Origin of the sequence: Bifidobacterium sp. UBA744, from assembly GCA_002298605.1 — a bacterium.
In the GTDB taxonomy this organism is placed as follows: Bacteria; Actinomycetota; Actinomycetes; order Actinomycetales; family Bifidobacteriaceae; genus Bifidobacterium.
In genome coordinates this window covers 1-14,505 of record DBKS01000052.1, presented here as the reverse complement: position 1 = coordinate 14,505, position 14,505 = coordinate 1, and the positions used below count along the sequence as shown (strand labels likewise).

The window sequence follows — 14,505 nt, the reverse complement described above, 5'->3', positions numbered from 1 at the left end:
ACGCCCTGTACAAGGTGATCAAACTGCGCGACGCCAATGCGCTGGGCCCGGTGGTTGTGGTGCAGGGAGGTACCTTCCTCAACGATGCCGTGTTGCGCGCCTTCGAACTGCTGACCGGCCGCGAGGTGACCCGACCAAATATCGCCGGCCTGATGGGTGCCTACGGTGCCGCTCTGACCGCCCGCATGCATTGCGAGCACGCGGATGAGGACACCGCCGCAGCGGAGGCCGCGAGCGAGCATCCCGTCTCGTCGATGCTCACCGGCGAAGCGCTGGATCACTTGGACATGACCACCACGCATGACGTGTGCAAACTGTGCCAGAACCACTGCAAGCTCACCATCACCGAGTTCGAGGACGGCACCCGCTACGTGACGGGCAACCGCTGCGAGCGCGGTGGCGACAAAACCAAGCAGCGTTCCGATCGTCCGAACCTCTACGACTTCAAATACAAGCGCGCGTTCGCCTATCGTCGTCTGACGCCCGCCAAGGCCACGCGCGGCGACATCGGCATCCCTCGCGTGCTCAATATGTACGAGGACTATCCGTTCTGGTTCACCCTGCTGACCAATCTCGGTTTCCGTGTGATCATCTCCGGTCGCAGTGACCACAAGATGTTCGAGGAGGGCATGGATTCCATCGCCTCCGAAAACATCTGCTACCCGGCGAAACTGGTGCACGGTCACATCCGTGATCTGGTTGCCAAGGGCGTCAAACGCATCTTCTACCCGTGCGTCAGCTACGAGCAGCAGTTGGTGCCGGACACCCAGAACCGCTACAACTGCCCGATCGTGGCCAACTACCCGGTGGTGATCGAGGCGAATATGCCTGAACTGGCCGATGAAGGTGTGGACTTCATGCGCCCGTACTTCAATCTGGCCAACCGCGACAAGATGGTCGACCGCGTCGCCGAAGTGTTCGCTGCCGACGGCGTGACCCGCGAGGAGGTCGAGCTGGCCGTGGCCGCCGCCTATCGCGAGGACGCCGTGTTCAAGAACGATGTGAAGCAGGAGGGTCTGCGCGCGCTGGCCTACATGCAGGAGCATCATGTGCGCGGCGTGGTGCTGGCGGGCCGTCCGTATCATATCGATCCCGAAGTCAATCACGGCATTCCGGAGACGATCTGCTCGCTGGGCATGGTGGTGCTGTCGGAGGATTCCGTCTGCGAACTCGACCCGCATCATATGCCCAAGGTCACCGATTATGTGAGCAACGACAAGGCTTTGCGCGCGCTGGAGGCGAACCGCGACGCCGACGGTTTCCGCAAGACGGTGCCCGCGTTCGGCGAGGACCACAAGATGCCGTTGCGCGTGTTCAACCAGTGGGCCTACCATTCGCGTTTGTATGAGGCCGCCCGTTTCGTGTCCGAATATCCGAACCTTCAGCTGGTGCAGCTGGTGAGCTTCGGTTGCGGTGTGGACGCCATCACCACCGATCAGGTGCAGGAGATCCTGGCCGACAAGGGCGATGTGTACACGCAGCTCAAAATCGACGAGGTGTCGAATCTGGGCGCCGCCAAGATCCGTCTGCGCTCGCTGAAGGCCGCCATGGAGGAGCGTGATCGCCGCGATTCACTGGATGTGAGCAAGCGTGATGCTCCGGCTGCCGAACACGCCGGCCGTGCGGAGGGCGCAACCACCGGCTGGGTGAAGACCGCGCGTGAGCCTTTTGACCAGGCGATCATCGACACATCCGCGAAGTCCGGTCGGTCGTCGCTGATCAATACTGTGGCTCGGGCCTCGAGCAGCGAAACCGTGAGCGTCGACGAGGCCAAGGCCAGGATCGTCGAGCTCGCACGGTTCGTCGGCGCTCACGATCGGTCCGCCGAATCGGGTATTGCGCTGGGGGCTGCGAAGAACAGTGCCGTGAAGTCCTTCCCGGCGAAGACGACGCCGGCGAAGTCCTCTGTGAAGTCCTCCGCCGACATCAAGCCGAGCCTGACCAAATACAAGACGATTCATCCCTTCACCAAGGCGATGCGTCACGCGTACACCGTCCTGGCGCCGCAGATGAGCCCGATTCATTTCTCGCTGCTGAAGTCCGTGTTCACCTCCGGGCGCTACAACTTCGAGCTGCTTACGCACGCCAGCCAGGAGGATATCGAAACCGGCGTCAAATATGTGAACAACGATGCCTGCTTCCCGGCGATCATCGTGGTCGGCCAGCTGGTGAACGCGTTCCTGTCGGGCAGGTACGATCCGCATCGCTGTGCGCTGGTGATCACGCAGACCGGCGGCATGTGCCGTGCGACCAATTACCTGGCGCTGCTGCGCAAGGCGCTTGCCGACGCCGGATACGATTATGTGCCGATTATCGCGCTGAGCGTGCAGGGCTTCAATGACAATCCGGGCTTCCGGGCCACGCCGGCGCTGGCGCATCGCGCGGTCAAGGTGTTCTATCTCGGCGACATTCTCTCGCAGCTGCTGCTGCGCGTGCGCCCCTACGAGGTGGAGCCCGGTGCGGCCAACCGACTGTACCGTCTGTGGGATACCATCTGCCGCGAAACCATCGAGCATCACGGCTACTCGCGCACGTATGCCACGCGGTATCATCGCTCCGGCTTCCTGACCTATGGTCGGCTCATCCACCGCATGACCGAGGCTTTTGACGCTTTGCCGCTGCGTGATATTCCGCGCAAGCCCCGTGTCGGTGTGGTGGGCGAGATCCTGGTCAAGTACCATCCCGACGCGAACAACCATGTCGTCGACCTGATCGAGGAGCAGGGCTGCGAGGCCGTGCTGCCCGGCATCTGCGACTTCATGCTCAACGGCATCTATTCGGCCGATTGGAACGAGGAGAACCTCGGCACCGGAGGCAATCTGAAGATGAACCATTTGATCCGCAAGGTGGCGGACCTGTATCGCCGCCCGATGATCCGTGCCTTCGAGAAAACGAACGGCAAGTTCGAAGTGCCGTGGGCCATCGACAAGCTCCGCGACAAGGCCGCCACCGTCACGTCGATCGGCGTGCAGGCCGGCGAGGGATGGCTGCTGACCGGCGAAATCGTGGAACTGATCGAAACCGGCGCCCCGAATGTGGTGTGTGCGCAGCCGTTCGCCTGTCTGCCCAACCATGTGACGGGTCGTGGCATGTTCGGCAAGATCCGCCGCGTGTATCCGCAGGCCAATATCACCTCGATCGACTACGATCCGGGGGCTTCCGAGGCGAATCAGCTGAATCGGTTGAAGCTGATGATCGCGGCGGCCAAGAAGGCCGAATCCAAGATGACCGCTGCCGACTGATGACCCCATACAAGCCGCGGCCCAGTGCGATGCGGCTTGTACGGGCTATCGATTCTACGTATGGCGGATAAGGGTCTGACGGCTTCGCCGACGAGCGCGACGCCATCGCCGAACTGCGCATCGGCACTGCAATCGGGCCGATGCTGGCGTGGTTCTTCCGCAGCACACCGTATTTTGAGGGCGTGGAGAATCCCTATCCGCTGCTTCGCCAGCGCATGTGGAATTTCTGGCATGCGGTCCTCCTCGGTGCCGAGGGATTGCTGTTCGATGTGACTGGCGATCCGAGGCGTCCCGACGTGTTCCAAACCTGACGTGTCCGCCAGCTCCCTGTGATTGTTGTAGATGCAACTGTTGTATATGCCTCCTATTACGATGTGAATTCGCAATTGAAACAGGAGGTGCTGCCATGACCGGACAGGCAGATGAATCCTCGTCTTCGCCCCGTCCATTGGGAGTGGAGATACGGTCGCTGAATAATATGATCCAGCGTTATCTGTCCGTCACCATGCCCGAAGAGGCGAAGGACGCCACCGGCGGCAACGCCGAGATCATCATGTACCTCGCATGCAATGAGGAACGGGACGTTTTTCCCCAGGACATCGAACGGCGTTTCTCCATCACCAGGTCCACCTCGTCGCGTGTGCTGGGGTTGATGGAACGCAGGGGGCTCGTCGAACGGCACGCGGTGCAGTACGATGCCCGGCGCAAAAGCGTGACGCTCACCGACAGGGCGTATCGGATCGTCGAGTTGCTGCGCGCCGCCGGCGAGCATGCGGAATCGGTATTTACGGACGGCATGAGCGAGGAAGAAATCGTCATGCTGCGCGCCATGCTCGCCAAGGTGCGCGCCAATCTGGTCGCCACGGGTGCGGTGGGCAGGGGAGACCTGTGCGGTCGTGACGAATCGGCTTGTGCGGAAGAACGTCAACATATGGGAAATCAGAGGGAAAGGAAGGAACAGGTATGACCAACGCAACCGCTGATGCCGCTTCTGCGACGGCAAACCGAACGAACGGTCCCGGCGGACGTCATCTGCTGCGCACGTTGCTGCGCTCTCTGCGCGAGTACAAACGGGATACGCTGCTGGCGCCGCTGTTCGTCGCCATCGAAGGTGTGCTGGAGATCGTGATCCCAACCGTCATGGCGGAACTCATAGATCAGGGTGTTTCTGGTGGATCCATGCCCGCCATCATCAAATTCGGGCTGATCCTTGTGGGCTGCGCGATGATCTCCCTGCTCGCCGGTTTGTTGTCCGGACGCTATGCGGCGGTTGCCGCGGCGGGATTCGCCAAAAACATCCGCCGTGATCTGTTCGAGCGGGTGCAGGGCTTCTCCTTCACCAACATCGACCGTTTCTCCACCGGTTCAATCATCACCAGGCTCACCACCGATGTGACCAATCTGCAGAATGCGTTCATGATGATCGTGCGCATGGGCGTGCGTGCCCCGGTGATGGTGGTCATGGCCTGGGTGTTCGCCTTCCGCATCAACGCGTCGATTTCGATGGTGTTCCTGGCCGTGATCCCGATCCTGGGGTTTGGGCTGATCGGCCTGACCGTACTGGTGTTCCCGGTGTTCGACCGCGTGTTCCATACGTATGACCAACTCAACAATGTCGTGGACGAGAATCTGGCGGGCGTCCGCGTGGTCAAATCATTCGACCGCGAGGATCACGAGGTGTCCAAGTTCACGAAGATCTCGCAGCGCATCTATAAGGATTTCCTCAAGGCCGAGCGCATCATGAGCTTCAACATGCCGCTGATGATGGTGTGCGTCTATGCGTCGATGATCGCCATCGCCTGGCTGGGCGCCACCCAGATCGTCGCCTCCGGCAACAACGCCGCGTTGGGTCTGACCACCGGCGACCTGACCGCGTTGGTCACCTATGCCATGCAGATTCTCATGGCCCTGATGATGGTGTCGATGATTTTCGTGATGGTCGTCATCTCCGTGGCCTCCGCCGAGCGCATCTACCAGGTGCTTACGGAAGTGAGCACGGTAACCGACCCGGCCGATCCGGTGATGGAGGTGCCCGACGGCTCCGTCGACTTCGACCATGTGAGCTTCCGCTATTCCGACAACGCCGAGAAACCGGTGCTGGACGATATCAGCCTGCATATCCCCTCGGGGGCGACCGTGGGCATTGTGGGCGGCACCGGTTCCTCAAAGTCCAGTCTGGTGCAGCTGATCGCGCGTTTGTACGACGTGTCGGACGGTTCGCTCAGGGTGGGCGGGCGTGACACGCGCGATTACGATCTGACCGTGCTTCGCGACGAGGTCGCCATGGTGCTGCAGAAGAACATCCTGTTCTCGGGCACCATTGCGGAGAACCTTCGTTGGGGCAATCCGAGCGCCACCGATGAGGAAATCCTTCACGCCGCTCGGCTTGCCCAAGCGGACGGGTTCGTCCAGGAATTCCCGAAGAAGTACGACACCTACATCGAGCAGGGCGGTACCAACGTCTCCGGCGGCCAGCGCCAGCGTCTGTGCATCGCCCGCGCGCTGCTCAAGAAGCCGAAGATCCTGATCCTTGACGACTCCACCTCGGCCGTGGACACCAAAACGGATCGGCTGATCCGCGCCGCGTTCCGCGATGAGATTCCCGACACCACGAAGATCATCATCGCCCAGCGAGTGGCGTCCGTCCAGGAGTCCGATTTCATCGTGGTGATGCATGACGGTCGGATTCTCGACAAGGGCACCCATGAGGAGCTGCTGGAATCCTGCGACGAATACCGCGCGATCTACGAATCCCAGACGAAAAACCATGCGCATGACGAGGAGGCGAAATGAGCGAGACCAATAAGTCCAAGGCTCCGATGGCAAAAGCCGATCCGGGCACCACCAAGCGCATTTTCGGCTATATATTCCAATATAAGTGGCGGGTTGCCGTCGTCGTCGGCTGCATCCTGCTAGCCGCGGCCGCGCAGGCCGGATCGGCCCTGTTCCTGCAGTCGTTGATCGACACCTACATCCTTCCGATGGTGGGGGTCGCGAATCCGGACTGGTCGCCGCTGATCCGCGCGCTGAGCCTCATGGCGTGCCTGTACCTTTCCGGCGTTCTGGCCGCCTGGGCCTATAACTGGATCCTCGTCGGCGTCGCCCAGGGCGTGCTCAAAGCCATTCGAGACGATATGTTCGCGCATCAGCAGCAACTGCCGATCCGCTACTTCGACACGCACGAGCATGGCGACATCATGAGTCATTACACCAACGACACCGACACCCTCCGCCAGGCGATCACCCAGTCGTTCCCGCAGATGTTCTCCTCGATCATCTCCTGCCTGGCTGCGTTGGCGTCGATGCTGTGGCTGTCGGTTCCGCTGACCGCCTTCGTGGTGGTGTTCACCGTGGCGCTGATCGTGGTGGTGCGCAAGATCGTTTCGCGCTCCGGTCGGTATTTCATCAAGCAGCAGTTCTGGATCGGCGATGTGAACGCCTTTGTGGAGGAGGCCGTCAACGGCCAGAAGGTCATCAAGGTCTTCAACCATGAGGACGCCACCCAGAAGACCTTCGACGAGAAGAACGAGGAACTGTTCCATGCCTCCGCGTCGGCCAACACCTACGGCAACATCACCATGCCGGTGATCGGCAACATGGGGTACATGCTCTATGTGCTGCTGGCCATCGTGGGCGGCATGCTGGGCATCGCCGGCGTGGGCAACTTCGGTTTGTCCGGTGCGGGCGTACTCACCCTGGGCACCCTGATTTCGTTCCTGACGCTGTCCCGCTCGTTCATCAACCCGATCGGCCAGATCTCCATGCAGTTCAACATGGTGATGATGGCCCTGGCCGGCGCCTCCAGGATCTTCCGCCTGATGGACGAACCCGTTGAGGAGGATGAGGGCACCGTCACGCTGGTGAATGTGGAGCTTGGCGGCGACGGCCGCACCATGCGGGAGGTTGATCATGCCACCGGTCACTGGGCCTGGAAGCGCGAGGCCGGCGATGACGGCTCCCGTTCGCTGAAAGCCGCGCAGGCGTTGTCCCCGCGAGCCGCCGAAGTGGCCGCCAAGGCCCGCGACCACGCCGTCACTTCGCCTGACGGCCGGCTAACGCTGCTGCAGGGCGATGTCCGGTTCACCGATGTGACCTTCGGATACAACCCGGACAAGCCGGTGCTGCACGACATCACCTGGTTCGCCAAGCCCGGCCAGAAAGTGGCGTTGGTCGGTGCCACCGGCGCGGGTAAAACCACCATCACCAACCTGATCAACCGGTTCTACGATATTCAGGAGGGCATGATCCTGTACGACGGCATCTCCGTCAAGGGCATCCGCAAGCCGGATCTGCGACGGTCCCTCGGCATTGTGCTGCAGGACGTGAACCTGTTTACCGGCACCGTGATGGACAATATCCGCTACGGCAAGCTCGACGCCACCGACGAGGAATGCATCGCGGCCGCCAAACTCACCAATGCCGACGGTTTCATCCGCATGCTGCCGGACGGTTATCAGACCGTGCTGGAGGGTGACGGTTCCGGCCTGTCGCAGGGGCAGCGCCAGCTGATTTCGATTGCGCGCGCCGCGGTGGCCGATCCGCCCGCCATGATCCTCGACGAGGCGACATCGTCCATCGACACGCGCACCGAGGAAGTGGTGCAGGCCGGCATGGATAATCTGATGAAGGGCCGTACCGTGTTCGTGATCGCGCATCGCCTGTCCACCGTGCGCAACGCCGACGTGATTATGGTGCTTGATCACGGCCGCATCATCGAACGCGGCAACCATGACGAACTCATCGCCCAGCACGGTGAGTACTGGCAGCTGTACACGGGTGCGGTGGAACTCGAGTAGTTCCCCTGTTCGGGTCCCGTGGGAGAGGCATCGTCCGCGGGGCCCGAACGCAACGTCAACAAGAGCCAACGAAGGACCGACCATGTTTGAGCCAACCGCCGTCTACAGTCCCGATCCCAACCGCTACGCCAGGGGCATGGCGTTTCACCATGCCGGCGACTCCGGTCTGAAGCTGCCCGGCGTCAGCCTCGGCATGTGGCACAACTTCGGCGACAACAGCGATTACGAGAACATGAAACGACTGGTGTTCACGGCCTTCGACAATGGCATCACGCATTTCGATCTGGCCAACAACTACGGTCCCGAACCCGGTGCGGCCGAACGGAACTGCGGCAGGCTGCTGCGCGAATATTTCGCCAATCATCGCGACGAGCTCGTCATCTCCACCAAGGCCGGCTATGAGATGTGGGCCGGCCCGTATGGCGATGGCGGCTCCCGCAAATACCTGATCGCCTCGCTGGACCAGTCGTTGAAGCGCCTTGGCCTGGACTACGTGGACATCTTCTACCATCACCGCATGGATCCGCGGACGCCGTTGGAGGAGACCATGGGTGCGCTCGCCCAGATCGTCCGTTCCGGCAAGGCGCTGTATGTGGGATTGTCGAATTACGACGGGCCGACGCTGGAGCGAGCCAGTGCGATGCTCGACGAACTCAAGGTGCCGTTCATCATCAACCAGAACCGGTACAACATCTTCGACCGTACCATTGAGCGCAATGGGCTCAAAGATGCTTCGGCCAGGCTCGGCAAGGGCATCATCACCTTCTCGCCGCTTGCCCAAGGACTGCTGACCAACCGCTATCTCAACGGCGTGCCTGCCGACAGCCGCATTGGCCACGATCCGCGCTTCCTGCGCACCTCCGACCTGACCTCGGAGCGGCTGGAGCAGATACGCGCCCTGAACGCCGTCGCCGCCGAACGCGGCCAGACCCTTGCCGAAATGGCGCTGGCATGGATCCTCCGGGATGGCGTCGTCACTTCGGTGCTGATCGGCGCCTCCAAGCCGCAGCAGATTCTCGACAATATCGGCGCGCTCGCAAACACCACGTTCAGTGCGGAGGAGCTCGGCCGCATCGACGAGATCTCCCTGCGCTAGCGTTCCGCGACGCCGTCCGCCCCCCATCTCATCGGCCAAGTCTTGTGTGCCGATACATGCGGTCGCGACGTCCGATGGGCGGTGGTAGTATGGGCCGCGTTGTGGCGCGATGATCCGTTATCAGCGGGGAGCGATCGGAAGAACGGGATGGCGTAAGCCTCCTCAGTAGAACCGACGGGTCCGGCCCGAAACAGCCGGTCGCAAGAGGTCGTGCGCACAGCATGGCGGCGGAATCCAGCGAGCTGAATCCCGTGCAGTCGAGTTGCCGCGTGCGGCAAGCGAGGTGGTACCGCGGTGGCGGAGCCGGCAAGGCTGCGCCGTCGTCCTCGTATGAACCAATGAAGCATCTCATATGAGGAGAGCCACACGGTGAGCGAAAACACCAATGTCTATCCCAAGGCGAGCGATGGCGGCGAAACCGCGCACGTCGCTCCGAATCCCAGCTTCCCCGACATGGAAGTGAACGTCCTGAAGTATTGGGACGGGGACGACACCTTCCGCAAGTCCATCGAACGTCGTCCCTCCGGCGATCACAGCCAGAACGAGTTCGTCTTCTTCGACGGTCCGCCCTTCGCCAACGGCCTGCCGCATTACGGCCATCTGCTGACCGGCTATGCCAAGGACGTGATCCCGCGCTATCAGACCATGAAGGGGCATAAGGTCAACCGCGTGTTTGGCTGGGACACCCACGGTCTGCCGGCCGAGCTGGAGGCGCAGAAGGAACTCGGCATCGATTCCGTGGACGAGATCCACAAGATGGGCATCGCCAAGTTCAACGCCGCCTGCCGGGCCTCCGTCCTCAAGTACACCAACGAATGGCAGGCCTATGTGCACCGCCAGGCGCGTTGGGTGGACTTCGAGCATGGCTACAAGACCCTGAACATCCCGTATATGGAGTCGGTGATGTGGGCCTTCAAGCAGCTGTACGACAAGGGGCTCGCCTACAAGGGCTACCGCGTGCTGCCGTACTGCTGGAAGGACCAGACCCCGCTGAGCAACCACGAGCTGCGCATGGATGCGGATGTCTACCAGAATGATCAGACGACCACCGTGGCCGTCGCCCTGAAGATGCGTGACGAGGACGCCTATGCGGTGGTCTGGACCACTACGCCGTGGACCCTGCCCACCAACTTCGCCATCGCGGTCGGCGCCGACATCGATTATGTGCTGGTCGAGCCGAAGGAAGGCAAGTTCGCCGGCAAGAGGCTCTACTTCGCGCAGGCCCGCGTGGACGACTTCGCCAAGGTGCTTGGTGAGGACTACAAGATCGTCAAGCACGTCAAGGGCAAGGACCTCGAAGGCCGCCGCTACTATCCGATTTTCCCGTACTTCATGGGTGCCGAGCATGACGAAACCGATGACGGCGTGCCGGGCAGGAAGGGTTTTACCATCTACTGCACCGATTACGTCGACACCGTTGAGGGTACTGGTCTGGTTCACCAGGCCCCCTACGGCGAGGACGATATGAACATGATGACGGCCAAGGGCCTCAACATGACCGACGTGCTCGATGACGCCGCCGCGTTCACCTCGCAGGTGCCGGATTACGAAGGCATGCAGGCGTTCGAGGCGAATACGCCGATCGTGCGCAATCTGCGCGCCGGCGACGGCCCGCTGGCCCGGGTGCCCGAGGACCGTCGTGCCATGCTGGTGCAGGAGAAAAGCTACGTGCACTCCTATCCGCATTGCTGGCGCTGTGGCACGCCGCTGATCTACAAGCCGGTGTCGAGCTGGTTCGTCGCGGTGACCAAGATCAAGGATCGTCTGCTGGCGCATAACCAGGAGATCAACTGGATTCCAGGCAACGTCAAGGACGGTCAGTTCGGTAAATGGCTGGCCAATGCACGCGACTGGTCCATCTCCCGCAACCGTTTCTGGGGGTCTCCAATCCCGGTGTGGGTGAGCGATGATCCGAAGTACCCGCGCACCGATGTATACGGCTCCCTGGATGAGCTCAAGCGCGACTTCGGCGACTATCCGCGTGACGAGAAGGGCGAGATCAACATGCATCGCCCATACATCGACCAGTTGACCCGTGTGAATCCGGACGACCCGACCGGCAAGAGCCACATGCACCGCATTACCGACGTGCTCGACTGCTGGTTCGAATCCGGGTCCATGTCCTTCGCGCAGTACCATTACCCGTTCGAGAACAAGGAAACCTTCGAACAGCACTTCCCGTGCGATTATATCGTGGAGTACATCGGCCAGACCCGTGGCTGGTTCTATGTGCTGCACGTCATGGCCACCGCCCTGTTCGATCGCCCGGCGTTCAAGAACGTGATCTGCCACGGCATTGTGCTCGGTTCCGACGGTCAGAAGATGTCGAAGCACCTCAGGAACTATCCGGACGTCAACGGCGTGTTCGACAAGTACGGTTCCGACGCCATGCGCTGGTTCCTGATGAGTTCGCCGATTCTGCGCGGCGGCAACTTGATCGTCACCGCCGAGGGCATTCGCGACACCGTCCGTCAGATCATGCTGCCGTTGTGGAGCTCGTACTACTTCTTCACCCTGTATGCCAACGCGGCGAAGAAGGGGGCCGGCTTTGACGCCCGCGCGTTGCGGCCCGATGAGGTTGCCGGCCTTCCCGAGATGGACCGTTATCTGCTGGCCCGACTTCGCCAGACCATCAAGCAAACGCAGAAGGATCTGGACGGATTCGCCATCTCCGATGCCTGCGATGCCGTGTCCGGTTTCATCGACGTGCTGACCAACTGGTACATCCGCAATACCCGCGACCGCTTCTGGAACGAGGACGAGAACGCCTTCAACACGCTGTACACCGCTCTCGAAGTGCTGTGCCGCACGATGGCGCCGCTCGCTCCGATGGAAACCGAGACGATCTGGCGTGGCCTGACGGGCGGCGAATCCGTGCATCTGACCGACTGGCCGTTCGTGACGAACGAGGCCGACGGATCCGACACCGAGCTGGGACGCGTCCTGGTGGACGATCCGGCGCTGGTCGATGCGATGGAGAAGGTGCGCGAGGTGGTGTCCGGAACGCTGTCGCTGCGCAAGAACGCCAAGATCCGTGTGCGTCAGCCGTTGAGCAAGCTCACCGTTGTGGTGGAGAATGTGCCGGCCGTCAAGGCGTATGAGGATATTCTGAAATCCGAGCTCAACATCAAGCAGATCGCGTTCTCCACGCTTGAGGATGCCGCTGAGCATGGCCTGAAGATCGTGCATGAGCTGCGCGTCAACGCCCGTGTCGCCGGTCCGCGTCTGGGCAAGCAGGTGCAGTTCGCCATCAAGGCGTCCAAGTCGGGCGATTGGAGTGTGAACGCCTCCGGTGTGCCGGTGGTCAACACCCCGTCCGGCGAGCTGGAGCTGGTTGATGGCGAGTACGAGCTGATCAACCGCGTGGAGGAGCGGGACGCCACCGAGGCCGCGGCATCCGTGTCCGCCGCCCTGCCGACCGGCGGATTCGTGATCCTCGACACCGCGCTGACCCCGGATCTGGAGGCCGAAGGCTATGCCCGCGATGTGATCCGCGCCGTGCAGGATGCCCGTAAGGCCGCCGACCTCGACGTCACCGACCGCATCGCCCTGAAGCTCACCGTCCCGTCCGACGACGTCGCCAAGGTCGACCAATTCCGCGATCTCATCGCCTCCGAGACGCTGGCTGTTTCGGTGGAGGTCGCCCCCGGTGCCGAGTTGGGCGTTGAAGTCAAGAAGGCCTGAGAGGGAGTGCCAGTTAGCACTTTGCCTCGGCATTTAGCTCGATAGCGAATGCAGATTAGGGTGGCAGCTTGTCATGAGCTGCCACCCTTTTGTTATATTCGCAGGGCGCTGTCGCAGCTTTATCGGTTAACGGTGATTTTGATTTTGCAAATGCTTCCCGTATGTAGATAGTGGCCAGCGCGAATAATGCGAATTTATATCAGGGTTGATAAAGCTCTCATGACCAGATCGATATCTCGATTTTCCAACTCTCTGATCACGTGCAGATAGGTCTCTTGGGTAGTGGTAATGCTGGCATGCCCAAGGCGGCGTGAAACGCTGGCAATGGTAACGCCGGCGAACAGCAGTAATGACGCATGCGTATGTCTCAGCCCATGAATGGATATGATCGGGACACCGGCATTCTTGCAATGCTTGGCCAAGATATTATTGGCAGTGGAGTTATAGACCTTCCCTTTAATAAAGATAGGCTGGTCGTTGGGCAGATTCTTCAGCAGTCCAGAAAATTGCATAATGAGCTGCCAATCCAATTGAACTTTACGAACAGAGGAAGCGTTCTTTGTCGGAACGAAGCCTCCGTTGTTCTTGTAATTCCAAGTTTTATTCACGGATACTGTTTGTCGGGAGAAATCGAAGTCGTCCGGTGTCAAGCCAAGTGCTTCAGAGAAGCGAAGTCCGGTTTTTGCGATGAGAAGAATCAGCCAGTCCCAGCTTGCCGGAGGTTCAAGTTTCAAATCGGCAAGCAATGCATGAAGCTCGAACTGGTTTAAGTACTTCATTTTCTTGGCGCGTGGTTGTTTTCCTTTGATGATGACTTTGCGTGTAGGATCTCGAGGAATCAGACCTTCGTCGACTGCATCCAAGATTGCGCTCTTGAGTTGATGATGAAAATCCATGGTGGTTTGCCGCTCATGATGCTCGGCATAATCATTGATAAGTTGCTGATATGTGATTCTATCGAGCTCCATGAGCTGCACAGTTGGTATGAGCTTTACCAGCCAAGATTGCGTTAGCTTGTACTTGCGCATAGTCACATCTCTGATCGCGCCTTGTTTATAGGTTGCGACCCATTGTGCGTAGTACTCGTGAAACAGTGTTGTTCCCGTATGCTGCGTTGTCATGTCACTTCCTTGTGTTTGATGGGTAGGGGCTTTTCCATTTACGCCTGTTCGCAGGACGAGAAGATCGCTGCCAGCACCCGCTTGGGAACAGCGTAAGGCTTGCGAGGTCTTCGGTATTGTGGATAAACGCGGCTATTTAGGACTACCTGTGTTATCCGCGACTCAGGATCAGGGCATGGTTCGACGGGATGATACTGGTCGTTTCATTAGCTATGACAAAACCAATGAGAGCAGTTATAAGCACATTCTTCCGGGAAACTTCATCGTTCATCTAAGGTCCTTCCAAGGTGGGTTGGCACATTCTCCGTTAGAAGGCATAGCATCGCCTGCTTACACGGTTTTAGCCATGTTGCAGCCACAGGAACAGAATGAAAGATTTTGGAAACACTGGTTCGCGTCTCAACGTTTCATCCGCAGTCTTGCGACTGTGACTTACGGTATTCGTGATGGTCGGAGCATCAATGTTGACGAACTTATGAGGACATCCGTAACGTTTCCTTCTGTACATGAGCAAAATGAAATTGCCGCTACTCTAGACCGTCTCGACACCCTCATCACCCTTCACC

At 60.1% G+C, this 14,505-nt stretch carries 8 protein-coding genes and 1 pseudogene; 8 read left to right on the top strand and 1 reads right to left on the bottom strand.

The features are described 5' to 3' along the window. From B2994_RS05325 to ileS, 7 genes and pseudogenes are all read left to right on the top strand, one after another. Positions 1-3,242, top strand: a 3,242-nt coding sequence (locus B2994_RS05325) for an acyl-CoA dehydratase activase-related protein (protein WP_291527336.1), incomplete at its 5' end; no start/stop codon positions are given. An 83-nt stretch (positions 3,243-3,325) separates the two neighbouring features. After that, positions 3,326-3,469: pseudogene (locus tag B2994_RS05320) on the top strand (gamma-glutamylcysteine synthetase); the annotation flags it as partial. Between the two features lie 179 nt (positions 3,470-3,648). Further along, complete coding sequence (locus B2994_RS05315) at positions 3,649-4,209, top strand: MarR family winged helix-turn-helix transcriptional regulator (protein ID WP_291527335.1); 561 nt, start codon at positions 3,649-3,651, stop codon at positions 4,207-4,209. Further along, positions 4,206-6,035 carry an ABC transporter ATP-binding protein gene (locus B2994_RS05310; RefSeq protein ID WP_291527334.1) on the top strand — a complete coding sequence of 610 codons (1,830 nt, stop codon included), beginning with the start codon at positions 4,206-4,208 and terminating at the stop codon, positions 6,033-6,035. Before B2994_RS05315 ends, B2994_RS05310 begins: the two co-directional genes overlap by 4 nt. Beyond that, a complete protein-coding gene (locus B2994_RS05305) occupies positions 6,032-8,038 on the top strand; it encodes an ABC transporter ATP-binding protein (RefSeq protein WP_291527333.1) in 2,007 nt (668 codons plus the stop codon). The genes B2994_RS05310 and B2994_RS05305 overlap by 4 nt, the downstream gene beginning before the upstream one ends. 82 nt (positions 8,039-8,120) lie before the next feature. Next, positions 8,121-9,134: an aldo/keto reductase gene (locus tag B2994_RS05300; RefSeq protein ID WP_291527332.1), complete on the top strand. Its 1,014-nt coding sequence runs from the start codon at positions 8,121-8,123 to the stop codon at positions 9,132-9,134. 369 nt (positions 9,135-9,503) lie between these two features. Then, positions 9,504-12,818, top strand: a complete 3,315-nt coding sequence (gene ileS, locus B2994_RS05295) for an isoleucine--tRNA ligase (RefSeq protein ID WP_291527331.1) — start codon at positions 9,504-9,506, stop codon at positions 12,816-12,818. A 194-nt stretch (positions 12,819-13,012) separates the two neighbouring features. Here the strand turns inward: ileS and B2994_RS05290 are convergent, their stop codons facing one another. Further along, entirely contained in the window at positions 13,013-13,939 is a 927-nt protein-coding gene (locus B2994_RS05290) for a site-specific integrase (protein ID WP_291527330.1), read from the bottom strand. A gap of 118 nt (positions 13,940-14,057) precedes the next feature. Here B2994_RS05290 and B2994_RS05285 point away from each other — a divergent pair. Continuing rightward, positions 14,058-14,505: hypothetical protein (locus tag B2994_RS05285; protein ID WP_291527329.1), on the top strand; the 448-nt coding region annotated here is incomplete at its 3' end.